The following is a 26967-nucleotide window of genomic DNA, read 5'->3' on the forward strand; positions in this document are numbered from 1 at the left end:
CTCGTTCTGTGACCTGTTTGACTGCTTCAATCTTGAATTCTTCTGTATATCGCTTTGCACTCATAACACCTCCGTTAACCTATAAATTTATAGGCTCAGATGTGTCTAGTAAAGCCGGGGCGATTCACACAATTGCAGACGGGCTCATTATCGCCGCAACATTGCTAAGCCCAGTTATTGCTGTGCAGGTAACACGTTTTCTCGATGATCGAAATGAAGTTCGAGGACGTAAACTGAGCATTTTCAAAACGCTTATGGCGACTAGGGCATACAACGTGTCTTGGGCTCATGTCGAAGCACTGAATCGTATTGATCTTGAATTTGAAAAACAAAAAAGAAAAGAAAAAGAGGTCATTGATGCTTGGAAGGCGTATCACGACTTGCTTAATAACGACCAATTGAGTGCAGATCAGTGGGCGACTCGGCGGGTTGATTTACTGGTGGAATTGCTTCATAAAATGGCAATCGTTCTTAAGTACGATTTTGACAAAACGCATATAAAAAATTCATCATATGCTCCTCGCATACACTCAGATATTGATGCTCAACAAGCTGAGATACGCAAAAAGACAATTGAACTATTAGCGGGGCAGCGTTCATTGCCAATAGAGGTAACGAGTCTTCGAGATAACAAGAATAGTTAGATTTTAGTTTCCATGCTCAAATGTGGACATGCGCTTCCTGAGGCAGCTTCTTTTATTTGTTTCCAGCCTGAGGCTTAACCCATTCAATCAGCCAGCCGCTGGGAGCAATCCAGTCCGGCAGACGCGCATCTTTGCTGGCGATGAGGCTGGCACGCAGTACGATTTTGAGTGTGTACATGTCGATGATTTCGCCCGTCGCCGGATTGCTGAGTGCGCTGACGAAGGTTTGGAATGTCTTTTGGCATTCATCGACTGACCCCATGGTCAGCAAGTCGCCGATACCGCCTTTTTGCTGACCGTTTTCCCACGCGAATAGTGCGTACATAGTGTGCTTTCTGTTTTAGCGCTGTTCACTGAATTGCGTTTGCATGATGATGGCGTCAGCGTCATGCGTTGCGATAGCAGCGAAGAAGTCTTTGAGGCGTGCGATTTCGGTGTAGCCGCTGTCCTGGTAGATCTTGTGCGCTCCTGTCCATTCGGCACTCAGTAGCAGGATGGAGCCGCGCAGTTGCGCCAGTTCCGTGCGCAACATGTGCACGGATTGCTGGAAGAATTTTTTGCCGAGTCCGCTGCCACGGTATTCGCGTGCAACTGTCATCGATGAAATGTAGAGCTGGCTGCCGTTGGACCTATGCGTGTCTTTGATGTCATGGCCCAGTGCGAAAGCTGATTCCTGCAAGCTACCGTCGCTGTCCCATAGTTCCGAGCACAGATAGCCGGTCGCTAGGTCACTGTCATTCACCAGTACCAGGAAGCCGGCAGGGAAGTGCTGCATGCGTTCCAGCATCACACTTTTGTCTTCCTGTATGCGTTGATGGAAACCGTCGTCTTCCAGTTCCATGATGCGGTCTATGTCGTCATGCCGCGCCGCGCGTATGTTCAGCTTATGCATCTGTAGTGTCGCTGGCCTGCAGCATGGTTATCAGGCCTTCCGGCCAGACTTGCTCTGTGGTTTGCTCCAGTTCTGCGCGTGACCACCAGTGATGTGCGGTCATGCACTCGACTTCTGTATCGGTCCAGCCGCTTTTTGATAATTGCGTGTCCGTGACGCGGATACGGAAGTAGCGCTCGTCTTCATTTACGTATTCGCCATTCGGCAGTTGCAGTATCAACTGACGTTGGGCAATCTGCGGTCCGACTTCCGTCACTTGTATTCCGGTCTCTTCCCATAGTTCCCGGATAGCTGCCGCTTCAAAGCTTTCGTCGCCTTCGACGCCACCTCCAGGCGTGGCCCAGTAACTTTGTCCGGCCAACGCGCCTTTCTTGTGTTCGAAGTAGAACAACAGGACGCGATCGTCAGGATCGGTAATCAGCAAGCGAGAGGCGGGGCGTAAACGCACGGTTACACGAGTAGTCAGAAATTAAAAACGGAATGCTGAGGGGAGTGTGCAGTGGCAGATGGCTGTGCGTGCTTGCAGGCGATGCAAGTTCCCCCGGCCGGACGCATATTGTATATGTGTCCGGCTTTGCAGGTATCAGGCTTCGCTGGCCAGTTCAGCGAGGGAGGCGATCAGGTCGCTGAAACGTTGACCCTGGATCATGATGTGCTGGCGCAGCAGTTCGGCTGCGAGTTCACCTTTGCCTTCGATGATGGCGTCGACTACCGCACCATGTTCGTCGAACGAAGCGGTGACGCGATTGCGCACACGCAATTGCAGGCGGCGGTAAGGACGTAGGCGACGTTGCAGCACGCGTGCCTGTTCCTCCAGGAAGGCATTCTTGCTGCCTATATAAATCTGCCGGTGGAATTCTTCATTCTTGTAAAAGTAGGCGTCGGAATCGGCTTCGTCCCTGGCTTCCTTGCAGGCCAGATGGGTCGCTTTCAAAACAGCGTGTTCCGCAGGGCTCATACGACGGGCGGCCAGGCGGGCGCACATGGCTTCCAGCTCCGCCATGACTTCAAACATTTCTATCAGTTGCTGCGGTCCGATCTCGGCCACGATGGCACCACGGCGCGGACGGATCACGATGATGCCCATGGAAGCCAGCTGGATCAGGGCTTCGCGTATAGGCGTGCGGGATACGCCGAATTTCTCGGCGAGCACGGTTTCGTCGAGATGCTGCCCGGGTTTGAGGGTCCCGACGGCAATCATTTCTTCGATTTGCTCACGCAAGGTTTCTGATCGCGTTTGAGTGGTGTCGGTCATGTTTTCTGTGTATCTCACAATCTAATCTTGTAGTTTTGAGTACAATTTTACGCTTGACAATGTATGCATATCGTACGATCTTGTATACAAGAATAAACCATAAAAACATTTAGTTGAAAAATATCTCCATTGTAACTACGGGAGAGACATGGCATCACATCACAGGTCCGTCTTTGTTGGGAGAAACGTAAATGCAAGGTAGTAAGCGCGAGTGGGATCATCGCCAGAAGAACCGCGATGCGCGACTGGCAAGAGCCGCCGGAAAACTGGGCGCCGCGCTCAGTGGCAAGCTGGTACCGGCCGAGCGCATGGTCGAGTTGCTGCATAGCGTGATCGAATCCGGTGACCGCGTCTGCCTCGAAGGCAATAACCAGAAGCAGGCTGATTTCCTCGCAGCTGCTTTGTGCCAGCTGGATCCGGCGCAGGTACATGACCTGCACATGTTGCAGTCGGTGCTGGCCTTACCCGAACATCTGGATCTGTTCGAGAAGGGCATCGCCTCCAAGCTGGACTTCTCTTTCTCCGGACCACAAGGCGCGCAACTCGCGCGTCTGGTAGCCGCCGGGAAAATCAATATCGGCGCGATCCATACTTATCTGGAATTGTTTGGTCGTTACTTCATCGACCTGACGCCGCGTGTGGCTTTGATCGCAGCACAGGCAGCGGATCGTCACGGGAATTTATATACCGGGCCGAATACCGAAGACACACCTGCCATCGTCGAAGCAACTGCGTTCAAGAACGGCATCGTGATTGCACAAGTCAATGAAATCGTTGATGTGTTACCACGCGTGGACGTACCTGCGGACTGGGTGGATTTCGTAGTGCAGGCACCGACACCGCATTACATCGAACCTTTGTTCACACGCGATCCTGCATTGATTTCTGAAGTGCAGGTTCTGATGGCGATGATGGCGATCAAGGGCATCTATGCCGAGTACGGTGTGGAGCGCATCAATCACGGCATCGGTTTCGATACTGCAGCGATCGAACTGATCCTGCCGACCTATGCCGAGTCGTTGGGATTGCGCGGCAAGATAGGGCGCAACTGGGCGTTGAATCCGCATCCGGCGCTGATCCCTGCAATCGAAGCGGGCTTTGTCGAATCAGTGCATTCCTTTGGTTCCGAGCTGGGCATGGAGCGTTATATCGAATCGCGTCCGGATGTGTTCTTTGTCGGACGTGACGGTTCCATGCGCAGCAATCGTGCGATGTGCCAGGTGGCCGGACACTATGCGTGCGATATGTTTATCGGTTCCACCTTGCAGATAGATTTGCAGGGTAATTCATCGACTGCGACGCTGGGACGCATCGCTGGTTTTGGTGGTGCGCCGAATATGGGTTCCGATGCGCGTGGCCGCCGTCATTCCAGCCCCGCGTGGCTGAAGGCTGGGCAGCAAGCGCAGCAAGGCAAGAAGAAAATGCCGCGCGGACAAAAGTTGGTGGTGCAAATGGTCGAGACCTTCCGCGAGCATATGCAACCGGCATTCGTCGAAGAACTCGATGCATGGCAACTGGCCGAACAAGCCAAGCTGGATATCCCGCCGGTCATGATTTACGGCGACGATGTCACGCACATCCTGACCGAAGAAGGCATCGCCAATCTGTTGTTGTGCCGGAGCGAAGAAGAACGCGAACAAGCCATACGTGGCGTCGCTGGCTATACCGCAGTCGGCATGGCGCGTGATCGCAAGATGGTGGAAAACCTGCGCGATCGTGGCGTCATCCTGCGTGCTGAAGATATGGGCATAGACAAGCGCATGGCGACCCGTGATTTGCTCGCGGCCAAGAATATGAAAGACCTGGTACGCGCATCCGGTGGTTTGTACGCGCCACCCAAGCGTTTCAGAAACTGGTAGGACTGGATATGGAAACTTTGAATTTTCGTTTTGAAAAAGGCCGCAAGCGCCTGACATCGCAAGCCAATATGGTGGGCGTTGTCAGCTCCGGCAATCTGGAAGTGTTGATCGAATCAGCGGACCTGAATGGTGGCTGTGAAGTTGAAATCAAAACGGCAGCGGTCGGTTTCGGTGCGATCTGGCAGGCGGTGATTTCCGACTTTGATGCGCGCTGGTCGCTGCAGGATGTACGCATACTGATCAACGATGCGGGCGCAACTCCGGCGGTGGTCAGCCTGCGTCTGGATCAGGCGGTGGAATCGGTAATGGGAGCGTCAGCATGATTAGTTATCTGGAAGCGAATGCACGTCAGCGCATACACACATTGCTGGATGCAGCATCGTTTGAAGAAATCCTGCCGCCCAGCTTGCACATCGTCAGTCCGCATCTGGCGCAGCTGGATACACCGGCCTCATTTGATGACGGCATCGTTATCGGTCGCGGTACTTTGCAGGGACGTAAAGTATTGGCCGCAGCGCAGGAAGGCGGCTTCATGGGCGGCGCAGTGGGCGAGGTGCATGGTGCAAAACTGGTGGGCTTGCTGAAGCGTGCTGTGGCTGAAGGTGTGGATGGCGTGATCCTGTTGCTGGAAACCGGTGGCGTACGTTTGCATGAAGCGAATGCCGGTCTGATTGCTGTCTCTGAAGTCATGCGTGCCGTACTGGATACGCGCGCCGCGAATATTCCGGTGATCGTACTGGTCGGGGGCGCCAACGGTTGTTTCGGCGGCATGGGCATTGTTGCTTGCTGTGCGAATGACATCCTGATGTCGGAAGAGGGCAGGCTGGCGATGTCGGGGCCGGAAGTGATAGAAACCACACACGGTGTTGAAGAGTTTGATTCACGTGATCGTGCTTTGGTATGGCGCACTACCGGCGGCAAGCATAGATATTTGCTGGGTGATTGCAGCGCGGTTTTGCCGGACGATATCGGCGCTTTCCGCCAGGCCGCATTGGATACCTTGCTGCGTTATCAAAAAACGTCGGCAGAATTAACTTTGGAAGACCTTGAAGCTGAACACAGTTTGCTGACTCATCGCTTGCAAGACTTTGGCAATTTCTCTGAGCCTATGGATATCTGGTCGCGCCTGGGGGTGACTGAGCCTGAGATCCTGCCCATGCTGGAAGCACCAGCCTTCATGCAGAAAGTTGCGGGCAAGCGCGCGGGAGAACAGCAATGAAATGGCAGACACTCGCATCACAACTCTTCCCGCAAGGGCATGACATCGTTGAGCGCGATTACTTCTTGCGCGGTACTGCCAAGGTAGGCGAACAGACTGTTGCTGTTATCGGTACGACCGGACATACACCTATCGGTGTTGAGATTGCTTTGGCTCAGGCGAATGCCATTCTCGACACCATGCGCAATTTCCCAGGACGGCCATTGGTGATCTTGGTGGATACCCAGGGCCAGCGCCTGCGTTATCGCGATGAGATGCTGGGCATCAATCGTTATATGGCGCATTTGGGCAAGTGTATAGACGTTGCACGCAGACGTGGCCACAAAGTAATAGGCCTGGTGTATGACCAGGCGCTGTCGGGTGGTTTCATCACCAGCGGCTTGATGGCGGATGCGTGCTATGCGCTGCCGGAAGCAGAGATACGCGTGATGGGACTGGCGGCGATGGCGCGTATTACCAAGGTGCCGCTGGAACGCCTGACCGAGCTGGCAGTAGCCAATCCGGTGTTTGCGCCGGGCGCAGAGAATTACCTGAACATGGGTGGGGTGGAAGCGATCTGGCAAGGTGATCTGGAGTCTTGCCTGGTGCGGGCACTACAGCAGGCCGACAGCATCGATCATCGCAGCGCGCGCGGTCTGGAACGGGGCGGACGCAAGATGTCATTAGCAGTCACCCAGTTCGTGCTGGGAGAGCGCGATGTTTTACCGACATAACCGGATCTGGTTGAGCAGCAAAGGCTGGCAGCACGCATGTGCTGCGGTGGATGCTGTGCATCTGTCCGACTTGCAACACTGGGCAGAAAATGATTGGCCGCTGGTCGTGCGTCGCAGTGACGTCGGGCATGAAGTTGAGACCATAGCCGTGGGTTTGGCACTGCCGCCGGCGGCACACGGCGGCAAGAAGATACGGATACCCTTGTCGGTACATCCGGCTGATATTGCGCGTCATGAAGCTCCCTTGCTGTTTGCAAATGCAGCCAGCGCCTTGCCTGTTGTATGGCTGCCAGCGTTCACAGCCTTGTCGCATGAGTTGATCACTGCGCAACTGGAGTTTCGTTTGTATGGTTCACTCGCTTTGCAGGCAATGACGGGTTTACCTTACCTGACGGCGACATCTGATATCGACGTCCTGTTCTATCCGTCTACCCATGCACAATTGCAGCAAGGTTTGCACCTGCTGACGAAGTACGCGCAAAGTCTGCCACTGGATGGTGAAATCGTTTTCCCGTCCGGACATGCGGTGGCGTGGAAGGAATGGGCAGCAGCGGTCAAGAGCCCCGATAAGGTGAAAGTCATGGTGAAGAGTATGCGTACCGTGAGTTTGCTGGATGTGTCAGCTTTGTTGTCCGGACTGGAAGAGCTATCGTGAAACGTTCAGCTTTACCAAGATCAAGTGTCTACGGCTCTGCCACGCAAATAGTCGAGTCCGTCAGCCCGTCGCTGCGCAATTTTTGCTGGCAGACGGCGATATGCGCGATACGCAGCCTGCATGCAGAACTGGTGCTGTATCCAAAACCGGGTCTGGTTTCGACTATAGACAATGGCAGCCATAGTGATATGGATGCGGACTTATTTATGCGCAGTCTGTTTTCCTTACGACATTACTTCAGGGACATGGCGCATGCGGGTAGTGAGGCAGTGACTTTTGACGGTTTGAAAGACTTGGGCTTGCAAGCGGAGCGTCGTATGCTGGCCGCGACCGGTGGCATCAATACGCATAGAGGTGCGATCTTTTCGCTCGGCATGCTATGTGCGGCAGCAGGATACTGCCATGCGCAGGCTGTCGTGCTGACACCTGAAAATTTGCGGTATGTGATCCGGCAGCAGTGGGGCGTGGCCTTGCATGATCATGCTAGTCCCTCGGTCGCCAAACTCTCCAATGGCATACGGGTGACTCACTTGTATGCAGTCAGTGGTGCACGCAGCGAGGGTGCGCAAGCCTTTCCTGCTGTCTTTGAAATCGGCTTGCCGCAATTGCTGCAATCATTGCGGCGGGGACGTGATGCATCGGATGCGCAAGTCGACGCCTTGTTCGCACTGATGGCGCAAATGACGGATACCAATATTTATCATCGCGGCGGCAGAGCGGGGGCCGCACTGGTTCGCCTGGCTGCACAGGACTTCATGCAATTGGGGGGCACTGGGCATCCGGACTGGCGCAGCACGGCACTGGCCTGTCATCGCTTATTCGTCGACCGGAATCTGTCACCCGGTGGCGCAGCGGATATGCTGGCTGCGAGCTGGCTGGTGTATCAACTCACGGATACGGTTGTATAGCGATAGCCGGGTTTGTATACTGGGTTCCCATGATGAATCGCGTCGCTATTTTGTGTTCCGGCCAGGCAGGCCAGCATGCCGGTATGTTCGATCTCGCGCGCGAAGATGTGCGTGTCGCGCAATTGCTGCAAGCATGGCCGCTGGAAGAGCTATGCTTGCATCCTTTGCAGGAAATCCTGGCGGATGAAAAACTTTTGTTCGCCAACCCGATCGCACAACCGCTGGTTGTCGCCTCCATTCTCGCTACCTGGGAAGCAGTCAAAAACATTATCCCCAAACCTGTCGTCGTCGCTGGCTACAGCATAGGCGAGTTGGCGTCTTGGGCAGTGGCCGGTGCGCTCAGCGCCGAAGAAGCGATCAGGCTGGCCGCCTTGCGTGCGAACTTGCTGCAGGGATGCATCGCTGCAGATCATCCGCAAGTCATGCTGGCAATCTCTCTCTCGCAATCTCTGGTACAAATGTCGGAGATCCAGCCTTTGCTGGACGCACACGGTTTTTACATGGCGATCGAGGTTGCTGACGATGCGGTAATTGCCGGTGGTTTGCTGAAACAGGCTGATGCGCTGGAAGCGGCGATTAGCAATGCAGGCGGCAAGGTCACGCGCCTGCCGATAGAGATCGCATCACATACTCCGTGGATGCAGGCTGCAGTGCAAGCATTTGAGACCGCAATTGCAAGTAGTGGCATCAAGGCTCCGTTGTTTCCGGTGCTGGCAGGCATTTCCGGTGCACGCTTGCTGGATAAAAATGCCGCGGCCGGTAATTTGTCGCGCCAGCTGGCTGAGCCTATACGCTGGCAGGCAGTGATGGATAGCCTGGAAGAAGCCGGAGTGACGATGGCTCTGGAACTGGGGCCGGGCGCTGCGTTGGCGCGTATGCTGAAGACACGTCATCCACATATTCAATGTCGTTCTGTCGCGGAGTTTCGTTCTTTGTCAGGGATCAGGAAATGGGTCGAGCAATATGCTGATGCATGAGTCGGCTTAATCACCCCAGGAATTTTCAAAACATATATCGGCGAGCGCCTTGCGCTTATCCCAGGCTTCGATTTCCAGCATAGGTGCCGGATAAAATTCCGCCGTGTGACCCAGGCACAAAATGGCGATAGGCTGACTGCCTTCCGGCATCTTGCACAATTGGCGCAATGTTTCCGGATCGAACAGCGATACCCAGCCCATGGCGATCCCTTCAGCTCGCGCTGCCAGCCACATATTCTGTATCGCGCAACTGGCAGAAGCCAGGTCCATCTCCGGCATGGTGCGGCGGCCAAAGATGTATTTCTCGCGATGATCGGTCAGGCCGACGACCAGCACTTCGGCGCAGGACAAAATGCCTTCCACTTTCAGGCGCATGAATTCATGTGAACGTTGTTCGAGCGCATCTGCCGTGGCCAGGCGTTCGGTTTCCACATGCTGCTGTATGGCGCGGCGTAATTCTGTGTCCGTGATGCGTATGAAACGCCAGGGTTGCATCAGGCCGACGCTGGGTGCCATGTGCGCCGCCTGGATGAAACGCTCCAGTTGTCCTGCTTCCAGCGGCGTCGGCAGGAAGTGACGCATGTCACGCCGTTCGCGTATCGCTTTGTAGACGGATGCAATCTCTGCATCGGAAAACTTGTTGGGATTCATATCTTCTCTGGAGTGCCGGGTCTGCCCTTAGCTTAACCGGGGATGGCCGCGCGGGGAATAAAAAAAGCCGCTTCATGGAAGCGGCTTTTCTGCGAAACATAAGATCGATTACTTGATCTTGGTTTCTTTGTATTCAACGTGCTTACGAACTTTTGGGTCGAACTTGATGATCGACATTTTTTCCGGAGTTGTACGCTTGTTTTTAGTCGTGGTGTAGAAGTGACCCGTGCCTGCGGTCGATTCCAGCTTGATTTTGTCGCGGCCTGATTTCGCCATGATAATTCCTTTATTCTGCTAGTTAGACTTTTTCGCCACGAGCGCGCATATCAGCCAAAACAGCATCGATGCCGATTTTGTCGATTACACGCAAACCGGCGTTGGACAGACGCAGGGAAACCCAGCGATTCTCGGACTCAACGAAAATACGGCGATTTTGCAAGTTAGGCAAAAAACGACGTTTCGTTTTGTTGTTTGCATGGGAAACATTGTTGCCGACCATCGGCCCCTTCCCAGTGACTTGGCAGACACGTGCCATATTTGTGCTCCTAAAGATTTCCGGAATTGGAAAAAACGAGAGTATAGCCAAAAATTCGCATTTATTCAATGACTTGCGTGAAATAATTGTGTCTTTGTGTATTCTCAATATTTAACAATTTGAGAGTGGGCAAGTAACAAGTCATGTCACCTCTGGGAAATGCGGGTTTACAGAGGGTCAGCGGGTTGTGGCGGGGAGGCTGTTTGGCTGCCTATGATGTTCAGTAGCCAGGTTTATAGCTGTCCATGTTCGGCAAAAGAGTAGATGTTTTTACCACCAATGACGAAATGATCGAGGACCCGTACGTCTATCAGGGCCAGCGCCTGTTTCAGGGCTTGCGTGAGGCTGTGGTCGGCAAGGCTGGGTTCGGGTGAGCCGGATGGATGGTTGTGCGCCAGCAGCACACTGGCGGCGTTATGCGTAAGCGCCTCTTTCACGATTTCGCGCGGATAGACACTGGTGTGGGTGAGGGTGCCACGGAATAATTCTTCGCAGGCGATCAGGCGATTCTTGACGTCGAGGAAGAGAACGACAAAGGCTTCATGTTTCTTGCTGCCCAGGAGGAGCTGCAGATATTTCTTCACGGATTGCGGCGAATTCAATGCAATGCCGATTTGCAATTCTTCACTCAGCGCACGACGGGTGAGTTCCAGTACTGCTTGCAACTGAGCGTACTTGGCCGGACCCAGCCCGTTTAGCTTGCAAAAGTCGGTCATGCTGGCGGAAAACAGTTCATGCAGCGAGCCGAAGTGCCAGAGCATGTCGCGTGCGAGATCGACGGCACTTTTACCGGCTACGCCTAGTCGCAGGAAGATCGCCAAAAGCTCTGCGTCCGATAAGATAGCCGCGCCGTGCCTGATCAGGCGCTCCCTTGGTCGGTCTTGCTCAGGCCAGTCTGTAATTGCCAAAATTGCCTCCATCTGGAAAGGAATATGGGATTTCAATTATCAGAGGGTCGGAATGCGCAAGGTGGCTTAAAATAGCGCTAGTCGCGTAACCCGGATTTTTCCCATGTCTAAGCAATCACAGCCTGTCGTTACGGAAACTGCATACCTGACTTTGCACTACCGCCTTGCTTCCAGCGAGGGGGAGGATATCGTCAGTACCTTTGCAGAAAACCCGGCGACCTTGCAATTGGGGCAGGGACAACTGGCACCGTTCCTCGAAGCCTGCCTGCTGGGTTTGCCGGAAGGCACCCACCAGACATTTGATTTGCCGCCGGAACGTGCTTTTGGCCCGCGCAATCCGGAATTGCTGCAGCGCCTGTCGCGCAACGTGCTGGATAAGAATTCCTTGCCGGGTGACGATTATGTGATCGGCGACTTGGTTGAGTTTGCAGCGCCCAGCGGTGGCAAGTTTGCCGGGGTCTTGCGTGATATCGATGAAGAAACCGCCTTGTTCGATTTCAATCATCCGCTGGCAGGACAAACGCTGCAGTTTGAAGTGAAGATCATAGGCATACTATAAAGTGAGTCGTTAAGTCCGATATGGGCATGCGATTATTAACCGGTCCTTGCAGGTGCAAAGACCGGGGCATCAAAGGATAAAGATGGATACCGAAATTTTACTGGCTCAGCCCCGCGGTTTTTGCGCAGGTGTTGATCGTGCGATTGAAATCGTGGAGCGTGCACTGACTGAGTTCGGTGCGCCGATTTATGTGCGCCACGAGATTGTGCATAACGCTTATGTGGTGACCGATCTGCGCAACAAGGGCGCGATCTTTATTGAAGAGCTGGATGATGTGCCAGCTGGCAATACCGTCGTTTTTTCCGCGCATGGCGTATCCAAGGCAGTGCAGGCAGAAGCCGAGAAGCGCGGCCTGCGCGTATTCGATGCGACTTGCCCGCTGGTGACCAAGGTTCATATAGAAGTGGAAAAAATGCGTCGTGATGGTCGCGAAATCATCATGATTGGCCACGACGGTCATCCTGAAGTCGAAGGCACCATGGGCCAGATCGAAGACGGTATGCATCTGGTGGAAACTGTTGAAGATGTAGAAAAGTTGCAGGTGCGCAATCCGGACATGATCTCCTATGTCACGCAAACCACCTTGTCGATAGACGATACGGCTGATGTGATTGCTGCATTGAAGGAGCGTTTCCCGAACATCTCGGAACCGAAGAAGGCAGACATTTGCTATGCCACCACCAACCGTCAGGAAGCCGTGAAGTTCATGGCGCCGCAGGTGGACATGGTGCTGGTGGTCGGTAGCCCGAACAGCTCCAACTCCAACCGTCTGCGTGAAGTCGCCGAGAAGCGCGGCGTCCCGGCTTACATGGTCGACAATGCATCGCAAATCGATCCGGACTGGGTACGTGGCAAGCGCCGCATTGGCCTGACCGCCGGTGCTTCGGCGCCGGAAGTACTGGTGCAGGCTGTGATTGACCGCCTGAAAGAGTGTGGCGCGCAAAGCGTGCGTACACTGGAAGGCGTGGAAGAAAACGTGACCTTCCCGTTGCCCAAGGGCTTGAAGCGTTAATTACTGATTTGTCTTTAGCATCTGCGGATAAATTGGATGATGGCGGCCGGGCATTCGGTATAATCGCCGCCAGCTTCTTCATCGTTTGCAGCCAGCTGCAAACGTTTATCCAGAGACGAACCGGAGACAATAAGATGATGATTCCTGCCCTAATTTCACCGATCATGACGATCATCATTCGTCCTTCCGAATAAACAGCTGTATACCGCGCGGCACCTTCGATTTGAATCAGGGTGCCGTTTTTGTTTTATCTGGAATGATTTTTGCGACGGCTATTTGGTTAGAGCGGGCTGGCACAGTGTCCGGTAGTCGCAAACGATGGAACACCATCCTTTAAGAGAGTAGTCAAAACATGGATATTTTCATCCAGCAAATTATTAATGGCCTGGTGCTGGGCAGCATGTATGCGCTGGTCGCACTCGGCTACACGATGGTGTATGGCGTACTCAACCTGATCAATTTTGCGCATGGTGATGTGCTGATGGTCGGTGCGATGGCAGGACTGACCATCCTGAAGATGCTCAATACCGTGGCACCGGACCTGCCCGGTATCGTCAAACTGATTATCGCCATCCTCGGTGCAATCCCGGTTTGTGTCGCGGTGAATGTGTTGATCGAACGCGTTGCTTACAGACGTTTGCGTAATGCGCCACGTCTGGCGCCGCTGATTACCGCGATCGGTGTCTCCATCCTGCTGCAGACGCTGGCCATGATGATCTGGGGACGTAGCCCGATTCCATTCCCGCAGGAAATGCCGACCGAGCCGTTGCATATCATGGGCGCGCTGATTTCGCCGACCCAGGTCATGTTGCTGATCCTGGCGGCGGTGGCGATGGGCTTGCTGGTCTTATTGATCGAAAAAACCAAGATGGGCCGGGCCATGCGTGCGACTTCTGAAAACCCGCGCGTTGCTGGCTTGATGGGCGTGGATTCCAATCGCGTGATTGTGATGACCTTTGCGATAGGCGCCGTGCTGGCGGCGATCGCTGGCGTGATGTGGGCCGCCAACTATTCATCGGCGCAATTCGCGATGGGTTTTGTGCCGGGCTTGAAAGCATTCTCGGCAGCGGTACTGGGCGGCATCGGCAATATCTATGGTGCGATGCTGGGCGGCATCCTGCTCGGCCTGATAGAAAGCCTGGGCGCTGGTTATATTGGCGACCTGACTGGTGGCTTCCTCGGCAGCCACTATCAGGATATCTTTGCCTTCGTGGTTCTGATTATCGTGCTTACGCTGCGACCGTCCGGCATCATGGGCGAACGTGTGCCTGACCGCGCGTAAGGAGGGCATATGGCAAATTATTTCGATACCAAAAACAATCCGCGCAAAGCCTATACCGGTTTGCTGGTAATACTCGCGATTGCGCTAATCTTCCCCTTCATTGCGCAGAACTTCGGTAACTCGTGGGTACGCATCATGGACTTTGCGCTGCTCTACATCATGCTGGCGCTGGGTCTGAACGTTGTTGTCGGCTTTGCCGGTCTGCTCGATCTGGGCTATATCGCTTTCTATGCGATCGGTGCTTACCTGACTGCGTTGCTGGCGTCGCCGCAGTTCGCGGTCGTGCTCGAATCCTTCGTTAATCAATACCCGCCGATAGGTGAAGCCTTGCTGTGGGTATTCGGCCCCGAGATTGCGCAGAACGGTATCCATCTGTCACTGTGGGCGATCGTGCCGCTGGCGGCGCTGGTTGCTGGTTTCTTTGGTGCCTTGCTGGGTGCGCCTACGCTGAAGCTGCGTGGTGACTATCTCGCGATCGTGACGCTGGGCTTCGGTGAAATCATCCGTATCTTCATGAATAACCTGAACGGTCCGGTGAATATCACCAATGGTCCGCAAGGGATCAACATGATCGACCCGATTCGCATCTTCGGCGTCTCGCTCAATGGCGAAGCAGGTTCGCGTGCGACGGTGATGATAGGCGATTACGCGATGCCTTCGGTGAATGCCTATTACTTTCTGTTTCTATTCCTGTGTATCGCGATTATTTTCATCTCGGTGCGTCTGCAGAATTCACGCCTGGGTCGCGCCTTCGTGGCGATCCGCGAAGATGAAATCGCCGCCAAGGCGATGGGCATCAATACGCGTAACGTGAAGTTGCTGGCCTTTGCGATGGGGGCATCGTTTGGTGGTGTGGCTGGTGCAATGTTCGCAGCCTTCCAGGGCTTTGTTTCGCCTGAGTCCTTCTCTCTGACAGAATCGATAGCGGTACTGGCGATGGTGGTGTTGGGCGGCATGGGACATATTCCGGGCGTGGTATTGGGCGGCATCATCCTCGCCGCTTTGCCTGAAGTTCTGCGCCATGTGGTCGAACCGCTGCAGAAGAGCTTGTTCGGTGAGGTGCTGATCGATGCCGAAGTCTTGCGCCAGTTGTTGTATGGCCTGGCGATGGTTTTGATCATGCTGTATCGTCCTGCCGGTTTGTGGCCTTCTCCCAAGAGCGAAGATAGGCCTACCGCGGATAACGATACCGCGAAGAAATCCACCGATGTCGTGGCGGTTTAAAGAGGGTGCCATGAACGAACAAATTATTTTAAATATCGCTGGTGTCAGCAAACGCTTCGGTGGTTTGCAGGCATTGTCAGACGTCAACATCAAGATCCTGCAAGGCCAGATCTATGGTTTGATCGGGCCTAACGGTGCCGGTAAAACCACTTTCTTTAACGTGATCACTGGCCTGTATCAGGCCGACACTGGCAGCTTCGAACTGGCGGGCAAACCGTACTCACCGTCCGCGCCACACAAGGTTGCCAAGGCCGGTATCGCCCGTACCTTTCAAAACATACGCCTGTTTGGTGAAATGACCGCGCTTGAAAACGTCATGATAGGACGCCATGTGCGCACACATCAGGGCTTGTTCGGTGCCGTGTTTCATCACAAGGCGGCGCGTCGTGAAGAAGCGGAGATACGGCAGCGTGCGATGGAGTTGCTGGAGTTTGTCGGCATCGGGCAATTCGCTGAACGCACGGCGCGCAATTTATCGTATGGCGACCAGCGTCGTCTCGAAATTGCACGTGCGCTGGCGACCGATCCGCAATTGCTGGCGCTGGATGAACCTGCTGCAGGCATGAATGCAACCGAGAAGCTGGGCTTGCGTGATTTGCTGGTCAAGATCAAGGCCGAAGGTAAAACCATTTTGCTGATCGAACATGACGTCAAACTGATGATGGGTTTGTGCGACCGCATCACGGTGCTGGATTATGGCAAGCCGATTGCAGAGGGTGTACCGGCTGAGGTGCAAAAAAATCCGGCCGTGATTGAAGCATATCTGGGAGGTTCGCACTGATGGCGGATACCGTACTGAAAATTAGCGGACTCAAGGTTGCCTATGGCGGCATCGAAGCCGTCAAAGGCGTAGACCTCGAAGTTCGTAAAGGTGAGATGATCACGCTGATCGGTGCAAACGGCGCGGGCAAGACCACGACGCTGAAGGCCATCACCGGCACCTTGCCGAACTGCCGCGTGGAAGGGCATATCGAATACGCCGGTCATCCGATCAAGGGTTTGCATTCGTTTGAACTGGTACGCAAACGACTGGCGATGGTGCCGGAAGGACGTGGTGTATTCACGCGCATGTCTATCCAGGAAAACCTGCTGATGGGTGCGTTCACGCGTGATGACAAGGATGGCATAGCAGCGGATATAGAGCGCTGGTACGGCGTATTCCCGCGCCTGAAGGAGCGTGCCACGCAAATGGCCGGTACCTTGTCCGGTGGCGAGCAGCAAATGCTGGCGATGGCGCGTGCCTTGATGAGCCATCCGGAGCTGCTATTGCTGGATGAACCGTCTATGGGTTTGTCACCGATCATGGTCGAGAAGATCTTTGAAGTCATCCGTACCGTATCCGCACAAGGCATCACCATTCTTCTGGTCGAGCAAAACGCCAAGCTGGCCTTGCAGGCAGCGAATCGTGCGTATGTGATGGAATCTGGTCTGGTGACCATGCAGGGCGATGCACAGCAAATGCTCAACGACCCCAAGGTCAAGGCCGCGTATCTGGGCGAAGCCTGATTTCGGCCTTACGCTTTTCAGTTTTTCTTCCTAATATAAGGCACAGCCAGTGCGTATTAACGCATGCTAACTGTGCCTGCGCAGTGGCTGTCCGGCTACAAAAATCACAATTGCTTAGAAATCGAAATCCGTAAACATGTTTAAATTTCCTGCTGAGATATCGATGATCTGATCAGGCAAAAACCTGGCTAAAAGCAGCCGTACTGATCTCATCATCCTGCTTCATTATTTTGATTAGGGAGTCGTCATGAAACGATACGGTGCGGAGTTCTTCGGAACCTTTTGGCTGGTATTGGGTGGTTGCGGTAGTGCGGTACTGGCCGCAGCCTTTCCCCATGTCGGTATAGGCTTGCTGGGCGTAGCCGCCGCCTTTGGCCTGACTGTGCTGACCATGGCTTTTGCGATCGGCCATATCTCTGGCTGTCATCTGAATCCGGCAGTTTCCATCGGCCTGTGGGCAGGCGGACGCTTCCCGGCCAATCAACTGCTTCCCTATATCGTTGCGCAAGTGCTGGGTGGCATCGTCGCGGGTGGTGTGCTCTACGTGATTGCCAGTGGCGCTGCCGGTTTTGACGTCGCGCAGGGCTTTGCTTCCAATGGCTACGGCGAGCATTCACCGGGCAAGTACTCGTTGCTGGCAGCACTGGTGTGCGAAGTGGTGATGACGATGTTCTTCCTGCTGGTGATCCTGGGCGCGACGGACAAGCGTGCGCCAACAGGTTTCGCTCCGATTCCTATCGGCCTCGCACTTACCCTGATCCACCTGATTTCAATCCCGGTTACCAATACTTCGGTTAATCCGGCGCGCAGTACCGGTGTTGCACTCTACGTGGGTGACTGGGCGCTCGGTCAGCTCTGGTTGTTCTGGGTTGCTCCCATCATAGGTGCTGTGTTGGGCGCGCTGATCTATCGCTGGATAGGTGACGAGCAGCCTGCCTGAAGATAATCCGGCCGTTTGCATCTGGTCGGTATCGAATTAAACCAGCATCCCTCTTTGGGGTGTACAGATTGCCATTTAGGAGCGCTTCGGCTTAGAAGCGCTCTTTTTTTGTGCATTTGCTTTGCGTGCCACGGATGGGCGCACGGAAAAGATGCGTCCTGGCAATGGCAGGCAGGTTACGTCTTCCAAATTGTTGCCTATCTTATTTGTTGCAAGTGACATGGCACTCATCGGTTACTGCATCTTTCTGCATATTTTTGATAACTGGCACCAAGATTGCTTAAAGGGGAATGATCAGTAAATTTATGCAGGTTCGCTGCTAAGCAGTTTGATCGTTATTTTTCAACCCTTGACAAATGTTTTTATGGGGCTTACCTTACGCCTGAATCTGACATGTCAGTGATAGACATGCGAATTTGAAGGGCCAAGAAGTTCTATAACTACATCGGAGATATTTATGAATCGCATCAGCACAACCAGCTCGAGTTTGTCGAGCAGCACCAGGTGGTGGCAGCTTTGTTTTGGCGTAGTCGCCATGATGGCCATCTCGAGTCCGCAGTATGTATGGGCTTTGTTTACGACCGAGTTGACGACTTTGCTCAATGCGTCGTTGACTGAAGTGCAGGTCACTTTCGCGATCCTGATCGTGGCGCAGACCTTCCTGTCGCCGTTCCAGGGTTTTCTGATCGACAAGTTCGGTCCGCGTATGTTGCTGTCGGCTGGCGCGATTCTGACGGCTTTGAGCTGGGTGCTGGCTGCTTCGGCGACCAGCGTCTGGGGTTTGTACTTTAGCTATGGCCTGTTGGGCGGCGTCGGTACCGGCATTATTTATGTCGGCGTCATCGGCCTGATGGTGCAGTGGTTCCCTGAGAAACGCGGCTTTGCGGTTGGTATGGTGGCAGCGGGTTATGGCTTTGGCGCGATCATGACGACCTTTGCGATTTCCAGCAGCATCAAGAGCTCCGGTGTTTCCAGCACCCTGATGACCTTTGGTCTGATCATCGGTGTGGTGGGCTTCCTGGCGGCGCAAGGTATGCGTCGTCCGAAAGCAGATGAAGTTGTGGAGCTGGCCGTGCGTCACAAAGCCAGCGATGCGAACAAGGAATCCAAGTACAGCTATAAATCGAGCCAGATGTTGAAGAAACCAGTGTTCTGGCTGATGTTCATCATGATGACCATGATGTCGACTTCGGGCTTGATGGTGATCTCGCAAATGGGTGCGTTTGCCAAAGACTTCGGTGTGCACGACGCGATGGTATTCGGTATGGCTGCCTTGCCGCTGGCGTTGACGATCGACCGTTTTGCGAATGGCTTGACCCGTCCGTTCTTCGGTTGGGTATCGGATCGCATCGGTCGTGAAAACACCATGTTTATCGCCTTCGGTATGGAAGGTGTGGCGATGACCTTGTGGTTGATGACTACGGATAATCCGGTGTTGTTTGTGTTGCTGTCGGGTGTTGTATTTTTTGGCTGGGGTGAAATTTTCTCGCTGTTCCCGTCTATCCTGACGGACACATTTGGCACCAAACATGCGACCACCAACTATGGTTTCCTGTATATGGCGCAAGGTGTGGGTTCGGTGCTGGGCGGCCCGCTGGCTGCGATGATGCATGAAGCAACCGGTTCGTGGACACCAGTGTTTATGACGGTGATCGGTATGGATTTCATGACAGCTTTCCTGGCCTTGATCATCCTCAAGCCTATGCGTCGCAAGTTCCTGGCCAATACGCCACAGGAAATGGAAATGAATAGCGCAGCTGCTCCTGCGACTGCGTTGAAGTAATACCGGTTTTCCGGAACCAGGGTGGTATCGGTTCCGGAAAAACGTTTAGGGATTGCCCGGAGTTCGCCGGGCAATGCTGTTTTTATTTATCGATTCAGAAGGTTTTTATGCTCAATACTACCCACGCAACACGTGGCATGGCAGTTGCGCCGCACTCATTGGCTGCACAGGCAGCACTATCAGTCTTGCAGGATGGCGGTAACGCCATTGAAGCGATGGTCGCGGCAGCGTCGACGATTGCAGTTGTTTATCCCCACATGAACGGCATAGGCGGTGACGGTTTCTGGGTGGTGTCGGAACCGGGCAAACCGGTGGTAGCGATTGAGGCTTGCGGCGTAGTTGGCGCGGGCGTCTCGCTGGATTATTACAAAGAACGCAAGCTGGACACGATTCCTATGCGTGGCCCGGTAGCAGCAAATACCATGGCAGGCACAGTCGGTGGCTGGCAGGAAGCATTGAACATCAGCGCAGGCTGGGGCGGTAAACTGGCTTTGAACCGCTTGCTGGGTGATGCGATTCATTACGCAGAACAAGGCATTCCGGTCACGCCATCGCAATATGCGAGCACTTCCGTCAAGCTGCCGGAACTGGTGAATCAGCCCGGCTTTGCCGATACCTTCCTGGTCGATGGCAAGGCACCTGCAGCAGGCAGCCGCTTCGTGCAAAAACGCATGGGCAAAACCTTGCGTACGCTGGCGGAACAAGGCCTGGATAGTTTCTATCGTGGCGAGCTGGCAAAAGAAATCGCAGCTGATCTGGCAGAAGTAGGTTGCCCGATCACCTTGCAGGATTTGAATAGCTATCACGCACGCACCGGCGTGCCTATGCATCTCAAGCATAGCCTCGGCGATGTCTACAATACCGCGCCGCCTACACAAGGTGTGATCTCACTGGCGATCATCGGTATCCTCGACCGCCTGAATATCGGCCAGTACAAGGAAGACAGCCTGGAATACATCCACCTGGTGGTGGAAGCGACCAAGCAGGCGTTTGCCATCCGTGACCGTTATGTGATTGATCCGGCGTACATGACCATTGATCCGCAAAGCATCTTGACCGATGAATTCCTCGCACCTTACGTTGCCAAGGTTCGCCTCGATAGAGCCTTGCCATGGGGCCAGGGTAAAGGGCCAGGCGATACAATCTGGATGGGTGTGATTGATGGCGAAGGACGTGCGGTTTCCTTCATCCAGAGTATCTATCACGAGTTCGGCAGCGGTGTGGTTCTGCCTCGTACCGGTATCAACTGGCAAAACCGTGGTTGCTCATTCTCGCTGGATCCGCAGCACCTGAACGTACTGGCACCGGGCAAGAAGCCTTTCCATACGCTCAATCCTGCACTAGCACGTTTGAAGGATGGTCGCACCATGGTGTACGGCACCATGGGTGGCGATGGACAGCCGCAAACACAGGCAGCGGTATTCACCCGTTACGCAGTGTTCGGGCAGGCAGTGCAGCAGGCGATTACCGCACCGCGCTGGTTGCTGGGCCGGACCTGGGGCCAGAGCTCGGATTCACTCAAGCTGGAAAGCCGCTTCGCACCGGAAATCATCGATGGCTTGCGCAAGCTCGGCCATGAAGTCGATGTGATCGGCGAGTTCGATGAAATGGTAGGTCACGCTGCTGCCATCGTGCGTGACGCAGACGGCATCTTTGCCGGTGGTTTCGATCCACGCAGCAATGGTACTGCTGCCGGTTTCTAAGCTGACTGTCATGTAAAAAAGCGCAGGCTGATTGCTCAGCCTGCGCTTTTTTTATGGGCGTTGCGCTTACAGCCCACCCATAAATTGCAGGGTTTTACGTGTGTACTCTTCGACGTAATCGATCAGCTTGTCCGACGCATCACGCGCGCCAGCTTCATCGTTGGCAGCAATCGCACGCGCGATACCCGCGTGTAATTGCGATACGCGTTGCAGGTCGCCGAAGCGTTTGAAGTGCAAATACCAGAAGCGGCGCGTTTGCGCTTCTATCGGGCCTATCGCATACGATACGTATTTGTTTTGCGCAGTCTCTATGCAAAGCGAATTGAATTCACGGTCTGTTTCGATAAAGACATTGCCGTCATTTTGCCGGGCCGCACGGTCGAATTCGTCCGCCAGTTTCAGGAAGACTTCGCGCTGGTCTTCCATCGCCAGACGTGCTGCGCGTCCCGCGATGATTTTTTCCAGTTCGCGCCGCACTTCTATCATGTTCAACTGATCGGACAGGTCGATATCGGAAACGATGACGCCGGAACGTGGCAGGATCTTTACGTTGCCTTCGATGGCGAGGCGCTGCAAGGCTTCGCGCAAGGGCGTGCGGCCAAAACCGAGCGAGCGGTTCAGCGCTTTTTCGGAAATCTTGCTGCCCGGCGGCAGCTTCAGCGTCACGATCATCTCTTCCAGGATGCGGTAGGCCATTTGCGCCTGGTTCTCCCCGTTCCCCTCCATCTCGGACTGTAAGGCTTTTACTTGTTCTTCCGTGATCATTGCTCAACCTTTGAAATAGCGAATATTCGAAGTAAATCAGTATTCTAAAGCGCGCCGCAAAGGCTTATTCCATGCCGCGCTTACGCGGGGATTGAAGCATTTTGCATGCCGGGTTGTGCGAATTATACGATTCGTCCTGCCAGTAATTCCAATTTTCTTTGTTTGCCCCGGAAGAGCATTCCTGGCACTGCACTGCGAAAATGGTCCGGCCATACAAAAAGCCCGCTTCATTTGCATGAAACGGGCTTTTTCCTTGGGAAGGAGGTGCTTAGTAGCGGTAAATCTGGTTGTTTTCGATATGGACGCGTTCGCCGACTTGCAGGCCATTCGGATTTTGCAGGTTGAAGGTCTGGAAACCGCCGTTATCAAGACGGACATTTACCTGGAAATACTGCTGTGCTGGTGTGCTATTACGTTCTATCTGGTTACCCAGCAGGGCGCCGCCTATCAGGCCCGCCGCAGTTGCCACTGCGCGACCACCTCCTTTGCCGACCTGGTTACCCAGGACGCCGCCGATGGCACCACCGGCCAGCGCACCGCCGCCGCTGCCTTCACTGCGGACTTGCATAGGCTGGATCGAGTCGACGATGCCAGTGCCTTTGTAATAGCCCTGGTTGTAGCCCTGATTCGGATATTGTTGTTGCGGATAGCTTGCAGCCGGGTAACCCTGCGCCGGGTAAGTCGCTTGCGGATAAGCCGGATATTGGCGCACGTTATCGTTAGGGTAGTAGGTCGTACAGCCGCCGAGCACGGTGGTGGCAAGGATGGCGAGGACGATGGCTGTTTTATTTGTTTTCATGATGACTCCAAGGGTAATTCTGTACTAAAGGACAATATTAGTCGGGAATTAAATATGGCGCTGGCCCTTTGTTGAATTACCTTACGCGCTGCGTCCTACCTGTAAATCCCGATTGCTTCAGTAGACCTCATTCCGGGGTGAAAGTGCTACTGAAACTGTGTAAATGGATGCGCTTATTTGTAACAAATAATGTATGGCTGCTGCCTGTAGACGCTTGTCATCATTTCATTCAAGTCGTGTCATCGCACCAAATCACCGCAGCGAAATTCTCATAATCAAGCGCGTTTTTATTCGTTTGTCGCGTATTTGCTTTCTTATATTCTGATTGCACGAATTCAGATACGGCCATCAATGATGGCTGTAAGCAGTCAAGCAAAGGAAAACGAAATGAGTGTATCGCTCCAATCTGCAGCCGCAGCCCACACATATGAAAAAGAGGATGGTTTAGCACCGGTTTCCGAACTGTTGTCTAAAGACGGCGTGTCGCCGCAACTCGCATGGCAGCTTTTTTCCAGCGGCAAAGCCGTGCTGGTAGATGTGCGTACCGCGGAAGAACGTGCCTTTGTCGGTTATGTGCCTGACAGCGTCCACGTGGCATGGGCCACCGGTACCAGCCTGACACGCAACCCGCGCTTCGTGCGCGAACTCGAAGCCAAAACCGGCAAGGATAAAACCGTACTGTTGCTGTGCCGCAGCGGCAAACGTTCAGCGCTGGCAGCAGAAGCTGCACAGAAAGCAGGCTTCACCCAGGTCTTCAATGTGCTCGAAGGTTTTGAAGGTGAGCTGGATGAGCAGCAGCATCGTGGTGGCAGTGATGGCTGGCGCTATCACCAGCTACCGTGGGTACAAGCTTGATTGCCTGACTCGGTACACGATGAGCAAGTTGTGTGTGTCATTGGGTCTGGCGGTGCGGCAATTGCGTGAAGCCCATGGCTGGTCGCAGGAAGCGCTGGCAGAAAAAGCGCAATTGAATCGTTCCTATGTCGGTGAAGTCGAGCGCGGCAAAACAATACCATCACTGATCACGCTGGACAAACTGGCCAGTGCGCTCGGCCTGAAAGTATCCGATTTGCTGCTGCATTGCGAACGCATCAGCGGCTTGCAGGCGGTCTACAAACTCAACTTGGCGGCTATAGCATGTTGAGGCCAGGTCGAATCCCGCCGACACTCAGCGCCTGAGTCGTGCGGTTTCACTGTTACGTCTAACTCTTACTTTTGCATCACTCCTTATTCATCTCTAATTATCGGAAATTCTCATGGCAGATACTTCTTCATCACAAGTGGCGTTGGGCGACAATGCAGCGCGCCAGTTAGCGAATGCAACCAAAACCGTTCCGCAGTTATCGATCATCTCGCCACGCTGGCTGACGCATTTGCTGCAATGGGTGCCGGTTGAAGCAGGTATCTATCGTGTGAACCAGGTTAAAAATCCTGAGTCGATCAAAGTAACCTGCACCTCGCGTGAAGAAGAAAACCAGTTGCCGCGTACCTTCGTCGATTACGAAGAGGCACCTCGCGAACATTATCTGAATGCCGTCAGCACCATCCTCGACGTGCATACCCGTGTCTCCGATCTGTACAGCAGTCCGCACGACCAGATCAAGGAACAACTGCGCCTGACCATAGAAACCATCAAGGAAAATCAGGAAAGCGAACTCATCAACAATCCAGACTACGGCCTGCTGGCGCAAGTAACGGATGAGCAGCGCATCTTCCCGTTGACTGGCGCACCGACGCCGGATGACCTGGATGAATTGCTGACCAAAGTCTGGAAAGAGCCTGCATTTTTCCTTGCGCATCCATTGACGATTGCCGCCTTTGGTCGCGAAGCGACGCGTCGCGGCACACCTCCACCGACAGTCAGCCTGTTCGGTTCACAATTCATCACATGGCGCGGCGTCCCGCTGATCCCCTCGGACAAAGTGCCGGTCGCGGATGGCAAGAGCAAAATTATCCTGCTGCGCGTAGGCGATAAACGCCAGGGCGTGGTTGGTTTGTTCCAGCCTGGTTTGCCGGGCGAACAAAGCCCGGGCTTGTCGGTACGCTTCATGGGTATCAACGGCCAGGCCATCGCTTCTTACCTGATCTCCTTGTACTGCTCTCTGGCGGTGTTGACACCTGATGCGCTGGCCGTATTGGATGATGTGGAAATTAATAAATACCACGACTATCCGGACACCTACCGCTAAGTCGCGACCATGAGTAACACATCCCTTCCTGCGCAACTTCCGCCTGGCGGTGAAGCGCCTATAGATCCGGCCGTGCTGGCGCGGATGGCGAGCGCCTTCTTTTCGGCTTTGCCGAATCAGGGTACGCCACCCCTGCCTGGTGTACAGGCCCCGCTCAATCTCGCACCGCCAGGTTCGCCACTCGCCAGTCCGGCAGGCCTGGGGCCGTCGGTGCCGGGTACGCCTATCCCGCAAGGGCAGATCCCGGGCACTAACTTGTTGCCTGCTTCGCCTGCGCAATTGCCATCATTGGCTAATCGCGCGCCTGCATTATTGCCACATGCGAGCGCACCTAACGGTGTGCCGGATACGGTGATCAGCACCTTGCCAGCGTATGAACCACGTCTGGGCGGAGCGGTACTCGGGGTGCCGCAAGCGGCACCTGATGACAGCGCAGCACCGTACTACTTCCTGCAGCAAGGACAAGCTGTGGCAGGCGAACGCGATAACGGTACTGGGTCAGTAGACATCCTTGATCAGCTGGCGCAGCAGCCTTTTGCTGCGCCAGTCGTCAGTGACATACCGAAATCGCAAGCTGCTGTGCCAGTCACTCAGCCTTCAACCGAGCCTAAGTACTACTTCGTTGATTCAGTCGTCTTACCTAGTGGTTACGTCACGCCAGCGAAAGCACATCCACATGGTGGTACGCAAGCGATAGGCATTCCGCAAGCAGATCAGAGTCTTCATCCTGCATTTGATGTACATGCAGTGCGCCGGGACTTTCCGATCTTGCAGGAACGTGTCAACGGTAGACAACTAGTCTGGTTTGACAATGCCGCGACCACGCACAAACCGCAATCTGTCATAGACCGTATCGCTTACTTCTACGAACACGAAAATTCAAATATTCATCGTGCCGCACATGAGCTGGCAGCGCGCGCCACCGATGCCTATGAAGGTGCACGACAACGTGTGAAACACTTCATCAATGCGCCGGATGTGAATGAAGTCATTTTCGTGCGTGGAACGACGGAAGCAATCAACCTGGTAGCGAAAAGCTGGGGTGGGCAACATGTGGGTGAGGGCGATGAAATCATCGTCAGTAATCTCGAGCACCACGCCAACATCGTACCGTGGCAACAACTCGCTGCGGCCAAAGGCGCGAAGCTGCGCGTCATCCCGGTCGATGATAACGGTCAGGTCATTCTGTCCGAATATCAAAAGCTGCTGAACGACAGAACCAAAATTGTCGCCGTCACGCAAGTATCGAACGCATTGGGTACCGTGGTCCCGGTGAAAGAGATCGTCGCACTGGCACACCGTGCCGGAGCCAAGGCTCTGGTCGATGGCGCGCAATCGATTTCGCACATGCGAGTAGATGTGCAGGACATCGGAGCTGACTTCTTTGTATTCTCCGGACACAAGGTATTTGGTCCGACCGGCATAGGTGTGGTCTGGGGCAAACGGGAAATATTGGAAGACATGCCACCATGGCAGGGTGGCGGCAACATGATTGCCGATGTCACCTTTGAAAAAACCGTATTCCAGCCTATACCCAACAAGTTTGAAGCGGGTACCGGCAACATCGCGGATGCGGTTGGGCTGGGCGCGGCGATCGATTACGTCAACAAAATTGGTATTGAAAACATTGCGCGCTACGAACACGAGTTACTGGTCTACGGCATGCAAAAACTGGGAGCCATCCCCGGCGTGCGCCTGATAGGTACGGCAGCGGACAAAGCCAGCGTCATGTCCTTTGTGTTGCAGGGCTACACCACTGAAGAAGTCGGTCATGCGCTGAACGATGAAGGTATCGCAGTACGTACCGGACATCATTGCGCACAACCGATCCTGCGTCGCTTCGGGGTGGAAACGACAGTGCGACCATCACTGGCTTTCTACAATACCTATGATGAAATCGACAGGTTAGTCGCAGTGGTAACGCGACTGGCATCGCAGCGCACACTGGTGACCAGATAGTTTCCAGCTTCAGTGCTGAATGGCAGTTGG

General features: G+C 54.2%; 31 protein-coding genes. 21 read left to right on the forward strand and 10 right to left on the reverse strand.

The features are described from left to right. The coding region (locus IXC47_RS15915; RefSeq protein WP_326838421.1) for a DUF6680 family protein at positions 1–644 on the forward strand (644 nt) is incomplete at its 5' end. Positions 645–696: 52 nt separating this feature from the next. Here the strand turns inward: IXC47_RS15915 and IXC47_RS15920 are convergent. The 4 genes from IXC47_RS15920 to IXC47_RS15935 form a co-directional block, all read right to left on the reverse strand. Further along, positions 697–969 (reverse strand): hypothetical protein, encoded by a 273-nt coding sequence (locus IXC47_RS15920; RefSeq protein WP_195876289.1) that lies wholly within the window; start codon positions 967–969, stop codon positions 697–699. Between the two features lie 15 nt (positions 970–984). Beyond that, the gene (locus tag IXC47_RS15925) at positions 985–1536 is read right to left on the reverse strand and encodes a GNAT family N-acetyltransferase (protein ID WP_195876290.1); all 552 of its coding nucleotides are present in this window, start codon (positions 1534–1536) and stop codon (positions 985–987) included. Further along, complete coding sequence (locus IXC47_RS15930) at positions 1529–1984, reverse strand: NUDIX hydrolase (RefSeq protein ID WP_195876291.1); 456 nt, start codon at positions 1982–1984, stop codon at positions 1529–1531. Before IXC47_RS15930 ends, IXC47_RS15925 begins: the two co-directional genes overlap by 8 nt. Before the next feature lie 135 nt (positions 1985–2119). Next, a complete protein-coding gene (locus IXC47_RS15935) occupies positions 2120–2791 on the reverse strand; it encodes a GntR family transcriptional regulator (RefSeq protein WP_195876292.1) in 672 nt (223 codons plus the stop codon). Between the two features lie 191 nt (positions 2792–2982). On the opposite strand from IXC47_RS15935, the gene mdcA reads away from it, so the two are divergent. From mdcA to IXC47_RS15970, 7 genes are read left to right on the forward strand one after another with little or no spacing between them, the layout of a single operon-like run. Further along, the gene (gene mdcA / locus IXC47_RS15940; RefSeq protein WP_195876293.1) at positions 2983–4650 is read left to right on the forward strand and encodes a malonate decarboxylase subunit alpha; all 1668 of its coding nucleotides are present in this window, start codon (positions 2983–2985) and stop codon (positions 4648–4650) included. An 8-nt stretch (positions 4651–4658) separates the two neighbouring features. Beyond that, entirely contained in the window at positions 4659–4973 is a 315-nt protein-coding gene (gene mdcC / locus IXC47_RS15945; RefSeq protein ID WP_175626320.1) for a malonate decarboxylase acyl carrier protein, read from the forward strand. Beyond that, positions 4970–5869, forward strand: coding sequence for a biotin-independent malonate decarboxylase subunit beta (locus IXC47_RS15950; RefSeq protein WP_195876294.1), 900 nt, complete (start codon positions 4970–4972; stop codon positions 5867–5869). The genes mdcC and IXC47_RS15950 overlap by 4 nt, the downstream gene beginning before the upstream one ends. Beyond that, positions 5866–6582, forward strand: a complete 717-nt coding sequence (locus IXC47_RS15955) for a biotin-independent malonate decarboxylase subunit gamma (protein WP_195876295.1) — start codon at positions 5866–5868, stop codon at positions 6580–6582. Before IXC47_RS15950 ends, IXC47_RS15955 begins: the two co-directional genes overlap by 4 nt. Further along, positions 6566–7237: a malonate decarboxylase holo-[acyl-carrier-protein] synthase gene (mdcG, locus tag IXC47_RS15960; RefSeq protein ID WP_195876296.1), complete on the forward strand. Its 672-nt coding sequence runs from the start codon at positions 6566–6568 to the stop codon at positions 7235–7237. The genes IXC47_RS15955 and mdcG overlap by 17 nt, the downstream gene beginning before the upstream one ends. Beyond that, entirely contained in the window at positions 7234–8145 is a 912-nt protein-coding gene (gene mdcB / locus IXC47_RS15965; protein ID WP_195876297.1) for a triphosphoribosyl-dephospho-CoA synthase MdcB, read from the forward strand. The genes mdcG and mdcB overlap by 4 nt, the downstream gene beginning before the upstream one ends. A 29-nt stretch (positions 8146–8174) precedes the next feature. Next, a complete protein-coding gene (locus tag IXC47_RS15970; protein WP_195876298.1) occupies positions 8175–9122 on the forward strand; it encodes an ACP S-malonyltransferase in 948 nt (315 codons plus the stop codon). Positions 9123–9128: 6 nt separating this feature from the next. Here IXC47_RS15970 and bluB read toward each other — a convergent pair whose 3' ends face one another. The 4 genes from bluB to radC all read right to left on the reverse strand — a co-directional run bounded on the left by bluB (position 9129) and on the right by radC (position 11216). Further along, positions 9129–9773, reverse strand: a complete 645-nt coding sequence (gene bluB, locus IXC47_RS15975) for a 5,6-dimethylbenzimidazole synthase (protein ID WP_195876299.1) — start codon at positions 9771–9773, stop codon at positions 9129–9131. 108 nt (positions 9774–9881) lie between these two features. After that, a complete protein-coding gene (gene rpmG / locus IXC47_RS15980) occupies positions 9882–10049 on the reverse strand; it encodes a 50S ribosomal protein L33 (RefSeq protein WP_011871858.1) in 168 nt (55 codons plus the stop codon). Positions 10050–10071: 22 nt separating this feature from the next. After that, a complete protein-coding gene (gene rpmB, locus IXC47_RS15985) occupies positions 10072–10308 on the reverse strand; it encodes a 50S ribosomal protein L28 (RefSeq protein ID WP_041296590.1) in 237 nt (78 codons plus the stop codon). A gap of 233 nt (positions 10309–10541) precedes the next feature. Continuing rightward, the gene (gene radC, locus IXC47_RS15990; RefSeq protein ID WP_195876300.1) at positions 10542–11216 is read right to left on the reverse strand and encodes a RadC family protein; all 675 of its coding nucleotides are present in this window, start codon (positions 11214–11216) and stop codon (positions 10542–10544) included. 103 nt (positions 11217–11319) lie between these two features. Between radC and IXC47_RS15995 the strand changes: the two genes are divergently transcribed. From IXC47_RS15995 to IXC47_RS16035, 9 genes are all read left to right on the forward strand, one after another. Next, positions 11320–11775: an FKBP-type peptidyl-prolyl cis-trans isomerase gene (locus IXC47_RS15995; protein WP_175626328.1), complete on the forward strand. Its 456-nt coding sequence runs from the start codon at positions 11320–11322 to the stop codon at positions 11773–11775. Between the two features lie 82 nt (positions 11776–11857). Continuing rightward, on the forward strand, positions 11858–12787 hold the full coding sequence (gene ispH, locus IXC47_RS16000) for a 4-hydroxy-3-methylbut-2-enyl diphosphate reductase (RefSeq protein WP_175626329.1): 930 nt from the start codon (positions 11858–11860) through the stop codon (positions 12785–12787). Between the two features lie 352 nt (positions 12788–13139). Continuing rightward, entirely contained in the window at positions 13140–14069 is a 930-nt protein-coding gene (locus IXC47_RS16005; RefSeq protein ID WP_175626330.1) for a branched-chain amino acid ABC transporter permease, read from the forward strand. A gap of 9 nt (positions 14070–14078) precedes the next feature. After that, positions 14079–15293, forward strand: coding sequence for an ABC transporter permease subunit (locus tag IXC47_RS16010; RefSeq protein WP_175626331.1), 1215 nt, complete (start codon positions 14079–14081; stop codon positions 15291–15293). Positions 15294–15303: 10 nt separating this feature from the next. Continuing rightward, entirely contained in the window at positions 15304–16074 is a 771-nt protein-coding gene (locus IXC47_RS16015) for an ABC transporter ATP-binding protein (RefSeq protein WP_195876301.1), read from the forward strand. Continuing rightward, a complete protein-coding gene (locus IXC47_RS16020; RefSeq protein ID WP_195876302.1) occupies positions 16074–16799 on the forward strand; it encodes an ABC transporter ATP-binding protein in 726 nt (241 codons plus the stop codon). Before IXC47_RS16015 ends, IXC47_RS16020 begins: the two co-directional genes overlap by 1 nt. A gap of 247 nt (positions 16800–17046) precedes the next feature. Continuing rightward, a complete protein-coding gene (gene aqpZ, locus IXC47_RS16025) occupies positions 17047–17739 on the forward strand; it encodes an aquaporin Z (protein ID WP_195876303.1) in 693 nt (230 codons plus the stop codon). 457 nt (positions 17740–18196) lie between these two features. Then, positions 18197–19522, forward strand: a complete 1326-nt coding sequence (gene oxlT, locus IXC47_RS16030) for an oxalate/formate MFS antiporter (RefSeq protein WP_195876304.1) — start codon at positions 18197–18199, stop codon at positions 19520–19522. Positions 19523–19629: 107 nt separating this feature from the next. Beyond that, positions 19630–21225 (forward strand): gamma-glutamyltransferase family protein, encoded by a 1596-nt coding sequence (locus IXC47_RS16035; RefSeq protein ID WP_195876305.1) that lies wholly within the window; start codon positions 19630–19632, stop codon positions 21223–21225. Positions 21226–21291: 66 nt separating this feature from the next. Here IXC47_RS16035 and IXC47_RS16040 read toward each other — a convergent pair whose 3' ends face one another. Both IXC47_RS16040 and IXC47_RS16045 read right to left on the reverse strand, forming a co-directional pair. Further along, positions 21292–21990 carry a GntR family transcriptional regulator gene (locus IXC47_RS16040; protein ID WP_175626337.1) on the reverse strand — a complete coding sequence of 233 codons (699 nt, stop codon included), beginning with the start codon at positions 21988–21990 and terminating at the stop codon, positions 21292–21294. A 268-nt stretch (positions 21991–22258) separates the two neighbouring features. Further along, entirely contained in the window at positions 22259–22789 is a 531-nt protein-coding gene (locus IXC47_RS16045) for an outer membrane lipoprotein (RefSeq protein WP_195876306.1), read from the reverse strand. 387 nt (positions 22790–23176) lie between these two features. Between IXC47_RS16045 and IXC47_RS16050 the strand changes: the two genes are divergently transcribed. From IXC47_RS16050 to IXC47_RS16065, 4 genes are all read left to right on the forward strand, one after another. Beyond that, positions 23177–23644 (forward strand): rhodanese-like domain-containing protein, encoded by a 468-nt coding sequence (locus IXC47_RS16050; protein WP_195876307.1) that lies wholly within the window; start codon positions 23177–23179, stop codon positions 23642–23644. A gap of 19 nt (positions 23645–23663) precedes the next feature. Beyond that, on the forward strand, positions 23664–23933 hold the full coding sequence (locus tag IXC47_RS16055) for a helix-turn-helix domain-containing protein (protein WP_175626340.1): 270 nt from the start codon (positions 23664–23666) through the stop codon (positions 23931–23933). A gap of 112 nt (positions 23934–24045) precedes the next feature. Next, positions 24046–24978 carry a family 2A encapsulin nanocompartment shell protein gene (locus tag IXC47_RS16060; RefSeq protein ID WP_175626341.1) on the forward strand — a complete coding sequence of 311 codons (933 nt, stop codon included), beginning with the start codon at positions 24046–24048 and terminating at the stop codon, positions 24976–24978. Positions 24979–24987: 9 nt separating this feature from the next. Further along, entirely contained in the window at positions 24988–26937 is a 1950-nt protein-coding gene (locus IXC47_RS16065) for a family 2A encapsulin nanocompartment cargo protein cysteine desulfurase (RefSeq protein ID WP_195876308.1), read from the forward strand. The last annotated feature ends 30 nt before the right edge of the window (positions 26938–26967 follow it).

The sequence above is a fragment of the Herminiimonas contaminans genome (genome assembly GCF_015645465.1).
In the GTDB taxonomy this organism is placed as follows: domain Bacteria; phylum Pseudomonadota; class Gammaproteobacteria; order Burkholderiales; family Burkholderiaceae_D; genus Oxalicibacterium; species Oxalicibacterium contaminans.

Coding starts and splice junctions, on each gene's coding strand:
- IXC47_RS16060 (WP_175626341.1), top strand. CDS start 24,046: ATGGCAGATACTTCTTCATCACAAGTGGCGTTGGGCGACAATGCAGCG.
- aqpZ (WP_195876303.1), top strand. CDS start 17,047: ATGAAACGATACGGTGCGGAGTTCTTCGGAACCTTTTGGCTGGTATTG.
- bluB (WP_195876299.1), bottom strand. CDS start 9,773: ATGAATCCCAACAAGTTTTCCGATGCAGAGATTGCATCCGTCTACAAA.
- oxlT (WP_195876304.1), top strand. CDS start 18,197: ATGAATCGCATCAGCACAACCAGCTCGAGTTTGTCGAGCAGCACCAGG.
- IXC47_RS15925 (WP_195876290.1), bottom strand. CDS start 1,536: ATGCATAAGCTGAACATACGCGCGGCGCGGCATGACGACATAGACCGC.
- IXC47_RS15920 (WP_195876289.1), bottom strand. CDS start 969: ATGTACGCACTATTCGCGTGGGAAAACGGTCAGCAAAAAGGCGGTATC.
- IXC47_RS16005 (WP_175626330.1), top strand. CDS start 13,140: ATGGATATTTTCATCCAGCAAATTATTAATGGCCTGGTGCTGGGCAGC.
- rpmG (WP_011871858.1), bottom strand. CDS start 10,049: ATGGCGAAATCAGGCCGCGACAAAATCAAGCTGGAATCGACCGCAGGC.
- IXC47_RS15995 (WP_175626328.1), top strand. CDS start 11,320: ATGTCTAAGCAATCACAGCCTGTCGTTACGGAAACTGCATACCTGACT.
- mdcC (WP_175626320.1), top strand. CDS start 4,659: ATGGAAACTTTGAATTTTCGTTTTGAAAAAGGCCGCAAGCGCCTGACA.
- IXC47_RS16045 (WP_195876306.1), bottom strand. CDS start 22,789: ATGAAAACAAATAAAACAGCCATCGTCCTCGCCATCCTTGCCACCACC.
- ispH (WP_175626329.1), top strand. CDS start 11,858: ATGGATACCGAAATTTTACTGGCTCAGCCCCGCGGTTTTTGCGCAGGT.
- IXC47_RS15935 (WP_195876292.1), bottom strand. CDS start 2,791: ATGACCGACACCACTCAAACGCGATCAGAAACCTTGCGTGAGCAAATC.
- rpmB (WP_041296590.1), bottom strand. CDS start 10,308: ATGGCACGTGTCTGCCAAGTCACTGGGAAGGGGCCGATGGTCGGCAAC.
- IXC47_RS16055 (WP_175626340.1), top strand. CDS start 23,664: ATGAGCAAGTTGTGTGTGTCATTGGGTCTGGCGGTGCGGCAATTGCGT.
- mdcA (WP_195876293.1), top strand. CDS start 2,983: ATGCAAGGTAGTAAGCGCGAGTGGGATCATCGCCAGAAGAACCGCGAT.
- IXC47_RS16035 (WP_195876305.1), top strand. CDS start 19,630: ATGCTCAATACTACCCACGCAACACGTGGCATGGCAGTTGCGCCGCAC.
- IXC47_RS15950 (WP_195876294.1), top strand. CDS start 4,970: ATGATTAGTTATCTGGAAGCGAATGCACGTCAGCGCATACACACATTG.
- IXC47_RS16010 (WP_175626331.1), top strand. CDS start 14,079: ATGGCAAATTATTTCGATACCAAAAACAATCCGCGCAAAGCCTATACC.
- IXC47_RS16065 (WP_195876308.1), top strand. CDS start 24,988: ATGAGTAACACATCCCTTCCTGCGCAACTTCCGCCTGGCGGTGAAGCG.
- IXC47_RS16040 (WP_175626337.1), bottom strand. CDS start 21,990: ATGATCACGGAAGAACAAGTAAAAGCCTTACAGTCCGAGATGGAGGGG.
- IXC47_RS16020 (WP_195876302.1), top strand. CDS start 16,074: ATGGCGGATACCGTACTGAAAATTAGCGGACTCAAGGTTGCCTATGGC.
- IXC47_RS15970 (WP_195876298.1), top strand. CDS start 8,175: ATGATGAATCGCGTCGCTATTTTGTGTTCCGGCCAGGCAGGCCAGCAT.
- mdcG (WP_195876296.1), top strand. CDS start 6,566: ATGTTTTACCGACATAACCGGATCTGGTTGAGCAGCAAAGGCTGGCAG.
- IXC47_RS16050 (WP_195876307.1), top strand. CDS start 23,177: ATGAGTGTATCGCTCCAATCTGCAGCCGCAGCCCACACATATGAAAAA.
- IXC47_RS15955 (WP_195876295.1), top strand. CDS start 5,866: ATGAAATGGCAGACACTCGCATCACAACTCTTCCCGCAAGGGCATGAC.
- IXC47_RS16015 (WP_195876301.1), top strand. CDS start 15,304: ATGAACGAACAAATTATTTTAAATATCGCTGGTGTCAGCAAACGCTTC.